Annotated in this window: 17 protein-coding genes and 1 pseudogene; 3 read left to right on the top strand and 15 right to left on the bottom strand. The window is 64.0% G+C overall.

The features are described from left to right. The 13 genes from B3873_RS23055 to B3873_RS23115 all read right to left on the bottom strand — a co-directional run. Nucleotides 1–951: RsmB/NOP family class I SAM-dependent RNA methyltransferase (locus B3873_RS23055; RefSeq protein WP_286869265.1), on the bottom strand; the 951-nt coding region annotated here is incomplete at its 3' end. Between the two features lie 66 nt (nucleotides 952–1,017). Continuing rightward, nucleotides 1,018–1,629 carry a phosphoribosylglycinamide formyltransferase gene (gene purN, locus B3873_RS23060; RefSeq protein WP_209531978.1) on the bottom strand — a complete coding sequence of 204 codons (612 nt, stop codon included), beginning with the start codon at nucleotides 1,627–1,629 and terminating at the stop codon, nucleotides 1,018–1,020. A 100-nt stretch (nucleotides 1,630–1,729) separates the two neighbouring features. Further along, nucleotides 1,730–2,263: a barstar family protein gene (locus B3873_RS23065; protein ID WP_414651566.1), complete on the bottom strand. Its 534-nt coding sequence runs from the start codon at nucleotides 2,261–2,263 to the stop codon at nucleotides 1,730–1,732. Beyond that, nucleotides 2,260–2,655 (bottom strand): ribonuclease domain-containing protein, encoded by a 396-nt coding sequence (locus B3873_RS23070; protein WP_121044780.1) that lies wholly within the window; start codon nucleotides 2,653–2,655, stop codon nucleotides 2,260–2,262. The genes B3873_RS23065 and B3873_RS23070 overlap by 4 nt, the downstream gene beginning before the upstream one ends. 125 nt (nucleotides 2,656–2,780) lie before the next feature. Continuing rightward, a complete protein-coding gene (locus tag B3873_RS23075) occupies nucleotides 2,781–3,986 on the bottom strand; it encodes a patatin-like phospholipase family protein (RefSeq protein ID WP_034339323.1) in 1,206 nt (401 codons plus the stop codon). A 60-nt stretch (nucleotides 3,987–4,046) separates the two neighbouring features. Then, on the bottom strand, nucleotides 4,047–4,805 hold the full coding sequence (locus B3873_RS23080) for an SDR family NAD(P)-dependent oxidoreductase (protein WP_286869266.1): 759 nt from the start codon (nucleotides 4,803–4,805) through the stop codon (nucleotides 4,047–4,049). Nucleotides 4,806–5,010: 205 nt separating this feature from the next. Beyond that, nucleotides 5,011–7,050 carry a sodium-translocating pyrophosphatase gene (locus B3873_RS23085; RefSeq protein WP_209531982.1) on the bottom strand — a complete coding sequence of 680 codons (2,040 nt, stop codon included), beginning with the start codon at nucleotides 7,048–7,050 and terminating at the stop codon, nucleotides 5,011–5,013. 272 nt (nucleotides 7,051–7,322) lie between these two features. Then, the gene (gene adk / locus B3873_RS23090; RefSeq protein ID WP_008326404.1) at nucleotides 7,323–7,979 is read right to left on the bottom strand and encodes an adenylate kinase; all 657 of its coding nucleotides are present in this window, start codon (nucleotides 7,977–7,979) and stop codon (nucleotides 7,323–7,325) included. Between the two features lie 283 nt (nucleotides 7,980–8,262). Next, nucleotides 8,263–9,078, bottom strand: coding sequence for a 3-deoxy-manno-octulosonate cytidylyltransferase (kdsB, locus tag B3873_RS23095; protein WP_209531984.1), 816 nt, complete (start codon nucleotides 9,076–9,078; stop codon nucleotides 8,263–8,265). 55 nt (nucleotides 9,079–9,133) lie between these two features. Beyond that, complete coding sequence (locus B3873_RS23100; protein ID WP_034339340.1) at nucleotides 9,134–9,322, bottom strand: Trm112 family protein; 189 nt, start codon at nucleotides 9,320–9,322, stop codon at nucleotides 9,134–9,136. Then, nucleotides 9,303–10,331, bottom strand: coding sequence for a tetraacyldisaccharide 4'-kinase (lpxK, locus tag B3873_RS23105; RefSeq protein WP_286869267.1), 1,029 nt, complete (start codon nucleotides 10,329–10,331; stop codon nucleotides 9,303–9,305). The genes B3873_RS23100 and lpxK overlap by 20 nt, the downstream gene beginning before the upstream one ends. 113 nt (nucleotides 10,332–10,444) lie before the next feature. Then, nucleotides 10,445–10,873, bottom strand: a complete 429-nt coding sequence (locus B3873_RS23110; protein ID WP_034339343.1) for an ExbD/TolR family protein — start codon at nucleotides 10,871–10,873, stop codon at nucleotides 10,445–10,447. 21 nt (nucleotides 10,874–10,894) lie between these two features. Next, nucleotides 10,895–11,500, bottom strand: coding sequence for a MotA/TolQ/ExbB proton channel family protein (locus tag B3873_RS23115; RefSeq protein ID WP_034339345.1), 606 nt, complete (start codon nucleotides 11,498–11,500; stop codon nucleotides 10,895–10,897). A gap of 224 nt (nucleotides 11,501–11,724) precedes the next feature. Between B3873_RS23115 and xseA the strand changes: the two genes are divergently transcribed. From xseA to B3873_RS23130, 3 genes are all read left to right on the top strand, one after another. Beyond that, on the top strand, nucleotides 11,725–13,077 hold the full coding sequence (gene xseA / locus B3873_RS23120; RefSeq protein ID WP_414651567.1) for an exodeoxyribonuclease VII large subunit: 1,353 nt from the start codon (nucleotides 11,725–11,727) through the stop codon (nucleotides 13,075–13,077). Between the two features lie 337 nt (nucleotides 13,078–13,414). After that, nucleotides 13,415–13,993, top strand: coding sequence for a superoxide dismutase [Fe] (gene sodB / locus B3873_RS23125; protein ID WP_034339352.1), 579 nt, complete (start codon nucleotides 13,415–13,417; stop codon nucleotides 13,991–13,993). Nucleotides 13,994–14,152: 159 nt separating this feature from the next. Next, nucleotides 14,153–14,539, top strand: a complete 387-nt coding sequence (locus tag B3873_RS23130; RefSeq protein WP_286869270.1) for an OsmC family protein — start codon at nucleotides 14,153–14,155, stop codon at nucleotides 14,537–14,539. On the opposite strand, the gene B3873_RS23135 is transcribed toward B3873_RS23130, so the two are convergent. Next, entirely contained in the window at nucleotides 14,521–15,444 is a 924-nt protein-coding gene (locus B3873_RS23135) for a DedA family protein/thiosulfate sulfurtransferase GlpE (protein WP_039785118.1), read from the bottom strand. The genes B3873_RS23130 and B3873_RS23135 overlap by 19 nt on opposite strands. A gap of 216 nt (nucleotides 15,445–15,660) precedes the next feature. Next, nucleotides 15,661–15,881: pseudogene (locus tag B3873_RS23140) on the bottom strand (MFS transporter); the annotation flags it as partial.

The following is a 15,881-nucleotide window of genomic DNA, read 5'->3' on the forward strand; positions in this document are numbered from 1 at the left end:
CTTCATGTCGGGATTGCGGCGCAGGGTGCCCAGGCCGCTGCAAGGGGCATCCACCAGCACGCGATCGAGCTTGCCAGCCAGGCGCTTGACCTTGGCGTCGTTCTCATGGGCGATCACCACCGGATGCACGTTGGACAGGCCACTGCGCGCCAGGCGGGGTTTCAGCTTGGCCAGGCGCTTTTCGGAAACGTCGAAGGCATAAAGGCGGCCGGTATTGCGCATCAGCGCGCCCAGTGCCAGGGTCTTGCCACCGGCACCGGCACAGAAATCGACCACCATCTCGCCGCGCTTGGCACCGACGATCTGGGCCAGCAGCTGGCTGCCTTCATCCTGCACTTCGATGGCACCGTCCTTGAACAGCGGCAGGTTCTGCAGGGCCGGCTTCTTGAACACGCGCAGGCCCAGCGGAGAATACGGGGTCGGCTCGCAAGCCACCGGGGCCTTGGCCAGTTCGGCGATGACGGTATCGCGGTCGGCCTTGAGGGCATTGACGCGCAGGTCCAGCGGAGCCGGACGGTTCATGGCATCAGCCAGTTGCAGGGTGGCTTCCTCGCCCATGCGGGCGACCAGTTTTTCCCACAGCCAGGGCGGCAGATTGCTGCGCATCTGGGGGGCCAGCTGGGTGCGGTCGATCTGGGCCACACGCTCCAGCCACTCGGCTTCGCCTTCCTGCAGGCCGGCGATGGATTCGGCACCGACCGCATCGGCCAGGCCCAGCAGGGCCAGGCGGCGCATCATCGGGCCACTGCCGGATTCAGCGAAGTTGGTCAGGACCGTCTTGTTGCGCAGCAGGCCGTAGACCGCTTCAGCGATCACGCCGCGCTCACGGCTGCCCAGGCGCGGATTGTCGCGGAAGTAGCGCGACAGGGTGACGTCGGCCGGGCCGGTGAAGCGCAGCACTTCGCGCAGCAGTTCTTCGGTATGGGGAATGATCGCGGGAGGCAATCTCATGCTAGGTCCTTCAGATTCAATTCAATTCAAGATAAGGGTTGCGCGACGGTGTTTGCTCGTCTGCGCTCAGGCTTCGGCGGCCAGGCGCACGCGCGCGCCGTCCAGTGCCAGGCGGCCTTGCACGAACCAGCGCACGGCGCGCGGATAGATCACATGTTCCTGTTCCAGGACACGCTCGGCGAGCGTCTCCTCGCTATCCTCTTCCAGCACCGGCACGGCGGCCTGGGCCACGATGGGACCGTGGTCGAGGTCGGGCGTGACGAAGTGCACGGTCGCGCCATGCAGCTTCACGCCGGCCGCCAGTGCCTGCCGGTGCGTCGCCAGGCCCGGGAAACTGGGCAACAGCGACGGGTGGATATTGAGCATGCGGCCCCGGTAATGATTGACGAACGGTGCCGTCAGGATCCGCATGAAGCCGGCCAGTACCACCAGGTCCGGCGCGAACACGTCGATCTGCTCGCGCAGGGCGGCATCGAACTGGTCGCGCGTAGGATAGTCGCGGTTGGCCACGACGGCCGTGGCAATGCCGTGGCTGGCGGCGAATTCGAGGCCGCTGGCGTCGGCGCGGTTGCTGATGACGGCGGCGATTCGGGCAGGCCACCGCTCGGCCTGTGCAGCGCGGACGATGGCTTCCATATTGCTGCCTCGTCCGGAAATCAGGATGACAATGCTTCTCATGGTGTGCGCATTGTACCTGCTGACAGCCCCTCCGCCGCCGGTTTTCACTATGTGAAAGGTCCGGCGTGGCGTAAAAGGTTTATCAAAATGTGAAGAAAATTTACTGGAAGGAATAGAAAACGCGGAACGGCACCTTCTTCTCAGCCCAGTAATCGGCCGCATCGCGGAAGACGTCGAGCAAGGTCTCGCGCGCTTCCTTGTCGAATTTCTGGGTGTTGGGCAGTTGCTCCAGCACCACGACGAAACCGATCTGCTTGCCGGCCTTGTGGGTCAGGTCGGTCAGGCAGTCATGCAGGGCATCGAAGTTCTTGCCGAAGTGCCGGGGAAACTGGAAGGCGGTGGCAATGGTGGTCAGCACCTGCTGCTTGGTCACGGCCTCGGCGCAATAGGCATAGAGAAAGTGCTGCTGCAGGTGCGCGGCCTCCTGCTGCAGCTCGGTCACGCGAAAGGCGCGGATCGATTGAACGATATTGGGCGGCACCGTTTTGAACAAACTCATTTTGCCTTCAGTATTCATAGGCGGGGCTGTGTGGCTGTCGTGGTTGTCGTAATTGTCGTGATGGTGATGGCTGGCCTGCTGTGTGGCTTGCTGCAACAGGACTCGCGCACCCGGCCCTGCGCTGTACAAGATCAGTCGCGTATCCGGCGGAAGGTCTTGTAATGGTCACTGGTGTAATAGTATTCGCCCGACGTGGCCGGTTCTCCCCCGCTGACAATGCGACGGGCCCCGCGATTGCGGGCGCGCGGCGTCTTGACCGTGTATTCGCGATAATACCCGCGCTTTTGCTTGGGCAAAACCCCTTCATAGTTGCCGAAGACCGCACCATCCTTTTCATACGGGAAGGGCCCACCCTGACGGATCAGGGCCATGGTCTGCTGGGCTTCGCGCGGCAGCTGGTCAAGATTGACCTCCGGCAAGTTGCCCGGCACCGGCCCCTTGGCTTGCACCGGGACGGACAGCATCAGGGCCGTCAGCAGCACCAGCCAGTAACGGGTGAAGAAGGAAGAAATGAAGCGGGCTCGCATCTGCATCGTCTGCATTGATTCTGTTAATTGCAATTTTGTCAATGAATGGCAACAGCACTCGGTAGATTAACGCGTTGCTTTCGGCTAGGCAACCACGGCAGGCCAGGAACTTGACCGGCAGCAAATCAGGCAGAGGCTTGGAGCAGTTGGGCAGTATCCGGTTCAAAAAAGGCCAGGACCTCCTCGCGCTTGGCGTAGGTATCGCTTTCGCCCAAGGCGATCAGCTCGCGTGTGAAGCTTTGTTCAAACAGCAGATAGGACGCCAGTGCCGAGCCGCGCGCCTCGGTGGCCCCGATGCCACCCAGCATGGTACGGATCGGGCGCGGCAGACTGCCGACGTGGCGGCTGGCGATGCTGTCGATGCGCTGCGAGGGCGAGATCACCAGGGTACGGATGGGTTTCAGGGGCGTATGCCGGCGCTGCTCCTCGTTCAGGACCGACAAGGTCTGGTTGACCCGGTTGATGCGTTCGATGTCGGCCGACAAGCCGTCGAGGAAAATGCCCGACATCGCGTGTCCGGCCACCTGCGCCAGGCTTGGGTAATGCGGGGTATTGGTCGGGGCCTGCTCACCCTTCTCGCCCATGCGTCCGGCACCGATGATGAGCACCTTGGTGGCACCAAGGTGGATGGCCGGGGAAATCGGGGCGATCTGGCGCATCGAGCCATCGCCGCAATACTCGCAACGGCCGTCGATATACACCGGAATGGCCGGAAAGATGAAGGGAATGGCAGACGAGGCCAGCAAATGATCGATGCCGATCTGGTCGCGCATGGCCAGGCGCTGGGTGCGCCGCCACGGTTCGATCTCTTGCGCGCACTGGTAGAAGGTGATGTGCTGGCCGCTGGTGTAGGACGAGGCGGTCACCGCCAGCGCATGCAACTGTCCTTCGGCCAGGGCGGCATCCAGCCGTGGCAGGTCCAGCAGGCGATGCAGCATGCTCACCAGCGGGGTGTTGTCCAGCAGGGAATTGGGTGGATTGGCGCGCCACTTGCGCAGCAGCCAGCCGAAGGAGAACAGCGACAGCCAGCGCGCGCCCGAGCGGATCACGCCCAGCGAATCGGCGCGGTACACCTGCTCCACCTGGAAATTGCTCCACACCGCCATCAGCTCGCGCACGGCTTCGCCGAAGTCGTCCGCCCGGCAGGCCAGGGCGGTGCCGTTGATGGCCCCGGCCGAGGTGCCGCAGATGATGGGGAAGGGATTGCTGTGCACCGGCCAGCCGGCTTCGAGCAGGATCATCGAGAGGGCGTTGAGCACACCCACCTGGTAAGCCGCCCGTGCGCCGCCGCCGGTCAGGATCAAGCCTGTTTTGTGTTCCATGGTCTCCATGAGGTGAGCTTATCAGCAGCCCCCTCGCCGTGGACAAGAGAATTGGCAGGCAAATGCCGTCTATTTGGGCTGCATGCGGATGGCACCATCGAGGCGGATGGTCTCGCCGTTCAGCATCACGTTCTCGATGATGGTCCGGGCCAGCTGTGCGTATTCGGTGGCACGGCCCAGGCGCGGCGGGAAAGGGACAGCCTGCCCCAGCGAATCGCGCACTTCCTGCGGCATGGCCAGCATCATGGGGGTCTCGAAGATACCCGGGGCAATGGTCATGACACGGATGCCGCTGCGCGAGAGATCGCGCGCCATCGGCAGGGTCATGGCAACGATGGCCCCCTTGGAAGCCGAATAGGCCGTCTGGCCGATCTGGCCATCGTAGGCCGCCACCGAGGCGGTGTGGATGATGATGCCGCGCTCGCCCTCTTCCTGTGCCTCGGTCCTGGCCATGGCATCGGCTGCAAAGCGGGCCATGTTGAAGCTGCCGACCAGGTTGATGTTGAGCGTCTTCATGAACAGCGCCATGCTGTGCGGGCCATTCTTGCCGACCAGCTTCTCGGCCGGGGCGATGCCGGCGCAATTGACCAGTCCGCGCAGGCTGCCGGTCGCTTGCGCGGCACGCACCACGGCCTGGGCATCGTCTTCCGAACTGACATCGCAGCGCACGAAGACGCCGCCCAGTTCGCGGGCCAGCGCACTGCCGGCTTCCTCATTGAGATCGGCCAGCACCGGCTTGCCGCCGGCTGCGGCGATCATGCGGGCAGTGGCCGCACCCAGGCCGGACGCTGCGCCGGTGACGATGAATACATTTCCTTCGATACGCATGGAGTCTCCTGTTTTTTATCTGCGCGCAGCCAGGCGGATGGCCTGGCCGGCGAGCCATTGATGATGGGTTTCATCAGGGGGCATTATTTGACGAATCGGCCAGCCTGGCAATGCAGGCGTTCCCTTCGCGGTGCGAGGATTATGCGCAGGTCGCCGCACGGCAGACTATCCGTGCGGCGACAATCAGGGCTGCAGTCAGATCGGGTCAGGAGACCGCCGGCAGCAAGGGCACCAGCAGCAGCGCCACGATGTTGATGATCTTGATGAGCGGATTGACCGCCGGCCCGGCCGTATCCTTGTAGGGATCGCCCACGGTGTCGCCCGTGACGGCGGCCTTGTGGGCGTCCGATCCCTTGCCGCCGTGGTGGCCGTCCTCGATGTATTTCTTGGCGTTGTCCCAGGCACCGCCGCCAGTGGTCATCGAGATGGCCACGAAGAGCCCGGTGACGATCGTCCCCATCAGCAGGCCACCCAGTGCCGACGGCCCCAGCAGCAACCCGACCAGGATCGGCACGATCACCGGCAGCAGCGACGGCAGGATCATTTCACGGATGGCAGAAGAGGTCAGCATATCCACCGCGCGGTCATACTCGGGACGCCCGCTGCCATCCATGATGCCGGGGATGTCGCGGAACTGGCGACGCACTTCCACCACCACTGCACCGGCCGCGCGTCCCACCGCTTCCATCGCCATGGCACCGAACAGATAGGGGATCAGCCCGCCGATGAAGAGCCCGATGATCACCGCCGGGCTGGACAAGTCGAAACTGGCCGTCTTGCCGACGGACTCCAGCGCATGCGTGTAATCGGCAAACAGCACCAGTGCGGCCAGGCCTGCCGAGCCGATCGCATAGCCCTTGGTGACGGCCTTGGTGGTATTGCCCACCGCATCGAGCGGATCGGTGATGGCGCGCACCGAGTCGGGCAAGCCCGACATCTCTGCGATACCGCCCGCGTTGTCGGTGATGGGCCCGTAAGCATCCAAAGCCACCACGATACCGGCCATGGACAGCATGGAGGTCGCCGCAATCGCAATCCCGTACAGGCCTGCCAGCCAGTACGACGCCAGGATCGCCGCGCATACCGCCAGCACGGGATAGGCGGTGGACTTCATCGACACCCCGAGACCGGCGATGATATTGGTGCCATGCCCGGTGGTGGAGGCTTCGGCGATATGGCGCACCGGCTTGAAGTCGGTGCCGGTGTAGTACTCGGTGATGTAGACCATGAGACCGGTGAGCACGATGCCCACCACGGCCGCGCCCATCAGCGGCACCCGCAATTCAGGCGGCAACAGCAGCCAGGTGACCGCCGCGAAGCCGACCAGCGACAAGCCGGCCGACCACCACAGGCCGGTATAGAGCGCCGACATGATTTTCTTGCCCGGCTGCGCCTTGACCATCGCGCAACCGACGATGGAAGCCAGGATCGACACCCCGCCCAGTGCCAGCGGATAGAGCACCGCCAAGGTTTCCAGGCCCTTGAGCATGAGGCTGCCCAGGAGCATGGTCGCCACCAGCGTGACGACATAGGTTTCGAACAGGTCGGCGGCCATGCCGGCGCAATCGCCCACGTTGTCGCCGACGTTGTCGGCGATGACCGCAGGATTGCGCGGATCATCTTCGGGAATGCCAGCCTCGACCTTGCCCACCAGGTCGGCCCCGACGTCCGCGCCCTTGGTGAAGATGCCCCCGCCCAGCCGCGCAAAGATAGAGATGAGGGATGCCCCGAAAGCCAGTCCGATCAAGGGCTGGATGGCATCGTGCAGGCTGGCGGCGCGTCCCTGTCCGTAGACATACAGGACCCAGAAGAACAGCGACACCCCCAGCAGTCCCAGGCCCACCACCAGCATCCCGGTGATCGCACCGCCCCGGAACGCCACGCCCAGCGCCTCGTTCATGCCGCGCGTGGCGGCCTGTGCAGTACGCACATTGGCGCGCACGGACACGTTCATCCCGATGAAACCGCAGGCTCCTGACAGTACCGCCCCCAGCAGGAAGCCGATCGCAGTGAGCCAGCCCAAACCGGGAATGAGCGCAATGAGGATCAGCAGCACCACCCCCACCATGGCGATGGTGCGGTACTGCCGCGCCAGATAGGCCGCCGCGCCCTGCTGGATGGCCAGGGCGATTTCCTGCATGCGGGGGTTGCCGGGGTCCTGCTTGAGAATCCAGCTTCGAGAAACCAGGCCATAGATCACCGCGACCAAGCCGCAGGCAATGGCAAACCACAGGGCAAGTGCCATCATCGTCTCCTTTGTTATCACGACTCATCAACAATCACGAACATCCGCCACGCCGTCCGGGTGCTGCTGTTCCGGTTCGCCGCGGCCGATACTGCGCCTGCAAATTGCGTCGCCCTTTTTTATTGGAGTTGTTGTGCCTTGCCGGGCCGCCGGTGCCACGCCCTCGGGCGGGCGTCACTACCGGTGATCGGTTTACTTAGTTTTTGCTGACTGTCGAGCCGATGGCCTCCAGTACGACAGCATAAAAAAAGCGGACCGAAGTCCGCTTCACTTTACTCCGCCAGGGCGGCAAATGCACGATCCCTGATTTCTTCCACCGGACCGACGCCGGCGATCTTGCGATACTTCGGCGCGCCCGGCTGGCCCGACTTGGCCCAATCACCGTAGTAGCCCACCAGCACTTCAGTCTGCTCGTGATACACGGCCAGACGCTTCTTGACGGTTTCTTCCTTGTCGTCGTCACGCTGGATCAGCGCTTCGCCGGTCAGGTCATCCTTGCCTTCGACCTTGGGCGGGTTGAACTTGACGTGATAGGTGCGGCCCGAACCCGGGTGCACGCGGCGGCCGCTCATGCGCTCGACGATGGCGCTGTCGGGCACGTCGATTTCCAGCACGTAGTCGATGGCCACGCCGGCTTCCTTCATCGCATCGGCCTGGCGCGTGGTGCGCGGGAAGCCGTCGAAGAGGTAGCCATTGGCACAGTCAGCCTGCTGCAGGCGATCCTTGACCAGGCCAATGATGATGTCGTCGGAAACCAGACCGCCCGCATCCATCACCTTCTTGGCAGCGATGCCAAGCTCGGTGCCCGCAGCCACGGCCGCGCGCAGCATGTCGCCGGTGGAGATCTGCGGAATGTTGAATTTTTCCTTGATAAAAGTGGCTTGCGTGCCTTTACCGGCACCAGGCGCTCCTAAAAGGATGAGGCGCATGTCGTTTCCTAAATTGAGGGTTTCTGAATATGAATGCTTGAATTCTTTTGCGACGTGATGGCAGAGGATCGCTACCATCTGGACGGTTATGCAGCTTGTTTGCGCGCCGTTTGCATCAGCTCTGGGACGAAACTTACCACAAAATCTTACCGAACCATGACAAACGCCTGATTTTTAAGCAGTCTCCGGACTCTGATTGTGTCGTGTCAGCTTGACATGAAACTTACAGCAAGCCGATCCGCACAGCCTTGCGGCGGATCATGCCTGCCAGACCGACGAAAGATCAGAGCGCGGAGATGGTCTGCACCAGCGGGCTGTCCGGCGGCGCCTCGAAATGCTTGCGCACGCGCAACAGGTCTTCGGGGGTATCCACACCGGCTTCGGGCACCATCGAGGTCACGTGCACGGCAATGGCGTGGCCATGCCACAGCACGCGCAATTGCTCCAGCGCCTCGATGCGTTCCAGCGGGGCCGGGGCCAGCGTCGGGTAGAGCTGCAGGAAGCGGTTGCTGTAGGCATACAGGCCGATATGACGCAGCGGCACGTACTCATTGGCGTGATCCGGACCGCTGGCATCAGGCAACGACTCACGCGACTTGGCAAAAGCATCGCGATGCCAGGGAATGGTGGCGCGCGAGAAATACATGGCGCAGCCGTCCTTGTTCAACACCACCTTGACCACGTTGGGATTGAAGGCATCCTCGGCAGTCCCGATGGCGTGCGCGGCCGTGGCCATGGGCACGCCGTCCTTGATGTGGGCGGCGGTGGCGGCAATCAGGCCCGGATCGATCAGGGGTTCATCGCCTTGCACGTTGACCACCACCTCATCCTCGGTGAGCCCCAGCGCGGCGGCGACTTCGGCGATGCGGTCGGTACCGGAGGGGTGATCGGCGCGGGTCATGGCCACTTCGATGCCATGCTGCTCGCAGGCGGCGTGGATGTCGTGATGGTCGGTGGCCACGATGATGCGGGTGGCCCCGGACAGCGCGGCCCGCTCGGCCACGCGCACGATCATGGGCTTGCCGCCGAGGTCGGCCAGCGGCTTGTTGGGCAGGCGCGTGGAAGCCAGGCGCGCAGGGATGATGACGGTAAAGGTCATGGAATCAACCGCAGCAGGAAGGCAGAAATCAGGAATCAAGAGACCGGGACTCGCGTCAGGCCGCAGGCGCTGCCGGCACGGCCGTCAGTTCGCGCGCTTCATCGGCCCACATGATGGGGATGCCATCGCGGATGGGATAAGCCAGCTTGTCTGCCTTGCAGATCAGTTCCTGGGCTTTTTTGTCATAGTCCAGCGGGCCCTTGCAGATGGGGCAAACCAGGATATCAAGCAGTCGGGCGTTCACGGAGTTTCTCCACTATATGTTCAGCCAGCGCGCCGTCGATGCGCGCCGAGACAGGCACGACCCAAATACGCGGGTCGTTTCGGATGGCCTCGATAGCCCTGCATTTTACTGCATCCTTTTCCGTGATCAGGATGACATCGGCCGCAAGGCCTGCAAAAGGATCGATGGCGAAATCAAAATGGTCGGGCAAGGGATGGCGCGCAAAGGACAAACCCGCCGCTTCCAGGGTCGCAAAAAACCGCCCGGGGTTGCCGATCCCGGCCACCGCCGCCAGCCGCACGCCACCCTCGCCCATCCGTTCCAGCGGCTTGCGCGCAGCGGGCGGGGCCAGTTGCACGGCCTGGTCCGCCTGCAGCCGCATGGCATGCGCGCCGCCGGATGCGCTACCCTGCGCGCCGACATTGACCACCGAGAAATCCCGTCGGCGCGAAGCCGGCTCGCGCAGCGGTCCGGCCGGCAGCAGCCAGCCGTTGCCGACGCCGCGCGCATCGGACAGCACGATCTCGATGTCACGCGCCAGCGCGTAATGCTGCAAGCCATCGTCGGAAATGATCACGTCCACCTCAGGATGCGCCGCCAGCAAGGCGCGCCCGGCCTCGACCCGGCGCCGCCCGACCACCAGCGGCACACCGGTGCGCTGGACGATCAGCAAGGGTTCGTCCCCCACCTGGGCCGCCGCCGCATCGGCCGTGACCTCCAGCGTCTGCCCGGCACCGCCGCCATAGCCGCGCGAAATCACGCCCGGACGCAGGCCAGCCGCACGCAAGGCCTCGATGAGCCAGATCGCAAACGGTGTCTTGCCGGTGCCGCCGACGAAGACGTTGCCCACCACGATCACCGGCACCGGCAGCCGTTCGGCGCGCTTGATGCCCAGCGCGAAGAACGCGCGGCGCAGCGCCGCCAGTGCGCCGAAGAGCAGCGACAGCGGCCACAGCAGGCAAGCCAGCAGGCCGCGCTGTTGCCAGGCGCGGGTCAGGATGGCTTCGGCAGTGGGCCTGGATTCGGCCATTTTCGGGTTCCAGTGAATAAAAAAAACGCGGGCCAGGCGCGACCTGGCCGGCGCGCCATCGCTGCTGGATGACGTGAAGCTATTGGCAAATTTTCAGTGCGGCTCGCAGCCGGCTACTTGCTGCTCGACTGCGCCGCGAAGGTCAGCTTGGGATAACCCGCCATGCGTGCCGCCTCCATCACGTTGACCACGGTCTGGTGCGTGGCCAGCGCGTCGGCATTGATGATGATGACCGGATCAGCCTTGCTGCCACTGCTGCGCACCGCAGCCTGCATCTCTTCCGACAGCCCCTGCGCATCCCGCGCAGCGATGCGCTTGTTGTTGATGGCGTAGCGGCCATTGGCGTCGATGGCGATGTTGATCTCGAAGGGCTGTTCCAGGGCCTTCTGGGCATCGGCCGTGGGCAACGTGACCTGCAGGGCGGTGAACTTGCTGTAGGTGGTGGTCACCATCAGGAAGATCACGATCACCAGCAGCACGTCGATGAAGGGGATCAGGTTGATCTCCAGGTCTTCGCGGGGACGGCCCTTGCGGAAGTTCATGCGGTTCTCCGTCGTCCAGGATCAGCGGCGTACATCGTGGACGATGTCCACGAACTTGACGGCCTGCTGCTCCATATCAACCACGAAGCCGTCGACCTGGGCGCGGAAGTGGCGATAGAACACCAGCGCCGGCATTGCAATGGCCAGGCCGAAGCCGGTGTTGTAGAGCGCAATGGAGATACCGTGCGCAAGCTGCGCCGGATTGGTTCCGGCCGCATTCTGCGAAGCAAAGATCTCGATCATCCCGACCACCGTGCCAAAGAGGCCCATGAGCGGCGCCAGCGAAGCGATCGTCCCCAGCGTGGTCAGGAAGCGCTCCAGACGATGCGCGGCGGCCTGGCCGGCCTCTTCGATGGCTTCCTTCATCACTTCACGCGGGGCATCTACGTTGCGCAGGCCGGCGGCCAGTACCTGGCCCAGCGGCGAATTCTGTTCCAGCTTGTCGATGACGTCCTCGTTGACGCGTCCGCTCTGGTAGACCCGGACCACTTCGCCCAGCAGGTCCGGCGGCAGGATGCGCGCGCGGCGCAGGTAAGCCAGTCTTTCGATGACCAGCGCCAGGCCGATGATGGAAGCGATCAGCAAGGGCCAGATCGGCCAGCCGGCGGCGAGGATGATGGCGAGCAAAACGTACTCCTAAGAAATGCGGATGAGCGATGAATCTGATGCAGCTGACGGCCTTTCCGGCACGCCCGTTTCTGCGGTGCAGAATGTAGCCGGTTGCGCGCGGCTCGGCAAGCGCAGCCAGCTTGGCTTTACAATGCGGCATTGTATCGCCCCTGGAGTCCCTGCGTCCCATGCCTGCCGACAAGTTCCCGCCCTTCCCCGCTGCCCGCCCGCGTCCGGAGGCCATGCCGGCCGCCTCCGCTACCGATGGCGGCCCACCCATCCTGACCGTCTCCGCCCTGAACCAGGCGGTGGCGCGCATGCTGGAGCGCAATTTCCCGCTGATCTGGGTCAAGGGCGAGATTTCCAATTTCACCCGTGCCGCCTCTGGGCACTGGTATTTCAACCTCAAGGATGACGGGGCGCAGGTGCGTGCGGTCATGTTCAAGGGCCGCGCGCAATACGCCGGCTTCATGCCGCGCGAAGGCGACAAGGTCGAAGTGCGCACCCTGGTGACGCTCTATGCGCCGCGCGGGGATTACCAGCTCAACGTGGAAGCCATCCGCCGCTCCGGCGTGGGAGACCTCTACGCCGCCTTCGTGCAACTGAAGGAAAGACTGGAGCGCGAAGGCCTGTTCGACCGCGACCGCAAGCGCGCCCTGCCGGGCTTCCCGCGCCGCATCGGCATCGTCACCAGCCCGCAGGCCGCCGCCTTGCGCGATGTGCTGACCACCCTGCGCCGCCGCGCCCCGCATGTGGAAGTGATCCTCTACCCCACGCCCGTGCAGGGCGAAGGCTCGGCCCAGCGCATCGCCAATGCCATCCGCACCGCCTCCGCGCGCGCCGAATGCGATGTGCTGCTGGTGTGCCGTGGCGGCGGCAGCATCGAGGACCTGTGGTCCTTCAATGAAGAAGTGGTGGCGCGCGCCATCGTGGAGGCCAGCATGCCGGTGATTTCCGGTGTCGGCCATGAAACCGATTTCACCATCGCCGACTTCGCCGCCGACCTGCGCGCGCCCACCCCCACGGCCGCCGCCGAGCTGGCCGCCACCGCCCGCGAGGACTGGCTGGCTGAACTGCGCGGCCACGCCAATGACCTCACGCGCGCCCTGCGCCGCAACCTGACCGAAAAAGCGCAGACCGTGGACTGGCTCTCGCGCCGCCTGGTCAACCCGAGTGCGTATATACAGCATGAGCGCGTCAAACTGGCCGCGCTGCAAACCCGGCTCGCCCACGCCACCCGCGTGCCGCTGACCCGCATGCGCCATCGCCTGCAGCAACTCGCCACCCATCTGTCGCACCAGATTCCCGACACCGCCCACGCCCGGCGCGACCTGCTGGACCTGACGCGCCGCCTGCAAGGGGCCCAGGCCGCCCGGCAGTTGCGCCAGCGGCAGGCGCTGGCGGGGCTGAGTACGCAGCTCGAACTACTCAATCCGCAACGCACGCTGGAGCGCGGCTACGCCATCGTCAGCGACCGCCAGGGCCGTGTATTGCACGCCCCGGCCGAGCTGGCCGCGCGCAGCGAGGTCACCATCCGCCTGGCCGAAGGCAGTGCCGAGGTCGGCATTGCCAGCGTGCAGCCACGGCTGGATTGAGGCGATGCTGTCGCCCTGCTTGACAGCTGTGGCAGACTTTTTTGGCATAAGCATTTTCCGGCGCAATACAGCGCAACGCGCCGTATTACGGGTGGGACCATCGGAAGCCAGTGCGTGGATGAGCTGGAACGTCTTGCAGGGACTGGCATCTACGGTCTTGCCTGCGCTGGCGGCCAGCGTCTCCCATTGGGAACCATTCGCATTGCCGCACTGGAGGCCGATGCGCGACTGACGCGCACCAGATTTGACCGAGTGCAAAGAATTGTCTTCCGCTTTAGAATCGCAGGTTCGGAAAAGACCCCTTCGTAGCAAACCAACAAGACTGAAAGGATTCATCATGGCACATACCCTTCCGGCACTGCCTTACGATCTGGACGCGCTGGCGCCCACGATTTCCAAGGAAACCCTGGAATATCACTATGGCAAGCACCATCAGACCTATGTGACCAACCTGAACAACCTGATCCCGGGTACCGAATTCGAACACCTGTCCCTGGAAGAGATCATCAAGAAATCTTCCGGCGGCATCTTCAACAACGCTGCCCAGGTGTGGAACCACACCTTCTACTGGAACGGCCTGACCCCGAAGGGCCAAGGCGCTCCGAGCGGCGCGCTGGCTGACGCCATCAATGCCAAGTGGGGTTCCTTCGACGCCTTCAAGGCCGAGTTCACCAAGCAAGGCCTGGCCAACTTCGGTTCCGGCTGGACCTGGCTGGTCAAGAAGGCTGACGGTTCCCTGGACATCGTCAACACCACCGGTGCCGGCACTCCGCTGACCACCGACAGCAAGCCGCTGCTGACCGTGGACGTGTGGGAACACGCGTATTACATCGACTACCGCAATGCACGCGCCAAGTACGTCGAGAACTACTGGGGCATCATCAACTGGGACTTCGTGGCCAAGAACTTCGCTTGATCACCCTGCCTCCCGGCAAGAAAAAACCACGCGCGAGCGTGGTTTTTTTTCGTCCGTATTTCGTCTTGGGAGGGATGCTTCGCGCAGGAAAATACAAGATCGCGCAGCCCGCCTGTGCCACAATCGCCCATCCCCTCACCTCACCGAATGGAGACCCGCATGGCCCACGTCACCCTGCACAACGCCGCCGGCTACGCCCAGGACATCAAGGCGCGCATCCACCAGCTCAAGTCCGACGAACCGGAAAGCAATGGCGGCAAGGACACCGGTCCCGCCCCCTATGAATTGCTGCTGGCCGCGCTGGCCTCCTGCACCTCGCTCACGCTGCGCATGTACGCCGACCGCAAGGGCTGGGACCTGGGCAGCATCTCGGTGGACGCCCACTTCGGCCGCGACGACAGCGGCCTGGAAACCATCACCCGCAAGATCAGCTTCGGCAATGCCCTGTCGGAAGAACAGCTCACGCGCCTGGCCGAGATCTGCGAAAAGACCCCGGTCACCAAGACCATCCGCCAGGGCACCGCGATTCAGACATCGATGGCGTAACCTGCGGCGCGCCAGGCATCGATGCCGCCCGTGAGCGGCCGCACGCGCGTATAGCCGCGCCGCATCAGCTGGCGCGCCACCATGGCCGCCGAGGCCTCGTTGGGACAGGCGCAATAGACCACCACCTCGCCCTCGACGGGGCCATCGAAGACGAAGGTCTGGATTTCCTGGTTGGAAATCGTGACCGCACCCGGAATGCGGCCATCCTGCTGCGACATCGGCGAACGCACATCGATGATGGTGGGCGCATTGCCCTCTTCGAGCATGGTATTCAATTCATCCACTGAAATACGCGCCATCTCCAGCGACTTGCGGAAACGCCGGCGCTGCCACCACTTGTTAGCCACGAAGGCTGCCAGCGCCACGGCAATCATGAGCATGCCGTAATGGCCCAGTTGCGCCAGCACGTTGAGCAGGTCATCCACGGCCGAGCTGAAGAGCGAACCGAGGAAAATCCCCAGTCCCGCCCACAGGGCGCTGCCCGCCGCATCCCACAGCAGGAAGCTGATGCGACGCGTGCCCATGGTGCCGGAGAGCGCACTGGCAATCGAGGCGAAGCCCGGAATGAACTTGGCCAGCAAGAGCGAACGCGCACCCCAGCGGAGGTAGATCGATTCGGTCTGGCGCACACAGGAGTCCGGCGAGAGCGAAATACGGCACAGGCGCGACATGATCTGGCGGCCGTAGCGGCGACCGGCGAGATACCAGCAATAGTCGGCAATGAGTGCCGCACTCACCGCCAGCAGCAGCAACAGCGCCGGCGAGTAGCGCCCGGTCGCCGAGAGCGCACCGGTGATGATCAGCGTGGGATAGGCCGGCACCGGCGCGCCCAGCTGCTCGACCAGCACGTTGACGAAAACGAGGATCAGACCGTATTGCTCGATCAGGTGGTAGAGGGTTTCCATGGACGGGCTGCCTTGATGTCTCGCCGCCTGGGAGGCGGCGACTGTTCCGCCGTGATGGCGGTGTGCAGGCTGCCATTATAGGCGTGTGGCCGGCCCCTCTGCTTGGACAAAACCGGCGCGCTCCACCCGCGTAAAAATGCGCCCGGCGCACCGTGAGATCACGGGCGGGCGGACGCAAACGAGGAAGACCTCGGAGAAATCAATAGCGCGCCGTGCTTACACCGCGTGCTTGGCCACCGGTTCTGTGCGGCCTTCAGCCGAACCGCCGCCGTCCTGCACCGACGGCCGGGTCCGTGCCAGGAACACCAGCACCGCCGCCACCAGCGAAGCCGCCGACAAGGCATACAGGCCGCCCTGGATGGAACCGGTCTTCTGCTCCAGGTAGCCGAAGGTAGCCGGTGCGAAGAAGCCGCCCAGGTTGCCCAGCGAATTGATCA

It is taken from the genome of Herbaspirillum sp. UBA812 (assembly GCF_002296545.1).
GTDB lineage: Bacteria > Pseudomonadota > Gammaproteobacteria > Burkholderiales > Burkholderiaceae_D > Herbaspirillum > Herbaspirillum huttiense.

Coding starts and splice junctions, on each gene's coding strand:
- purN (WP_209531978.1), bottom strand. CDS start 1,629: ATGAGAAGCATTGTCATCCTGATTTCCGGACGAGGCAGCAATATGGAA.
- B3873_RS23070 (WP_121044780.1), bottom strand. CDS start 2,655: ATGCGAGCCCGCTTCATTTCTTCCTTCTTCACCCGTTACTGGCTGGTG.
- sodB (WP_034339352.1), top strand. CDS start 13,415: ATGGCACATACCCTTCCGGCACTGCCTTACGATCTGGACGCGCTGGCG.
- B3873_RS23135 (WP_039785118.1), bottom strand. CDS start 15,444: ATGGAAACCCTCTACCACCTGATCGAGCAATACGGTCTGATCCTCGTT.
- B3873_RS23130 (WP_286869270.1), top strand. CDS start 14,153: ATGGCCCACGTCACCCTGCACAACGCCGCCGGCTACGCCCAGGACATC.
- B3873_RS23085 (WP_209531982.1), bottom strand. CDS start 7,050: ATGGCACTTGCCCTGTGGTTTGCCATTGCCTGCGGCTTGGTCGCGGTG.
- B3873_RS23080 (WP_286869266.1), bottom strand. CDS start 4,805: ATGCGTATCGAAGGAAATGTATTCATCGTCACCGGCGCAGCGTCCGGC.
- adk (WP_008326404.1), bottom strand. CDS start 7,979: ATGCGCCTCATCCTTTTAGGAGCGCCTGGTGCCGGTAAAGGCACGCAA.
- B3873_RS23110 (WP_034339343.1), bottom strand. CDS start 10,873: ATGAACTTCCGCAAGGGCCGTCCCCGCGAAGACCTGGAGATCAACCTG.
- xseA (WP_414651567.1), top strand. CDS start 11,725: ATGCCGGCCGCCTCCGCTACCGATGGCGGCCCACCCATCCTGACCGTC.
- lpxK (WP_286869267.1), bottom strand. CDS start 10,331: ATGGCCGAATCCAGGCCCACTGCCGAAGCCATCCTGACCCGCGCCTGG.
- kdsB (WP_209531984.1), bottom strand. CDS start 9,078: ATGACCTTTACCGTCATCATCCCTGCGCGCCTGGCTTCCACGCGCCTG.
- B3873_RS23075 (WP_034339323.1), bottom strand. CDS start 3,986: ATGGAGACCATGGAACACAAAACAGGCTTGATCCTGACCGGCGGCGGC.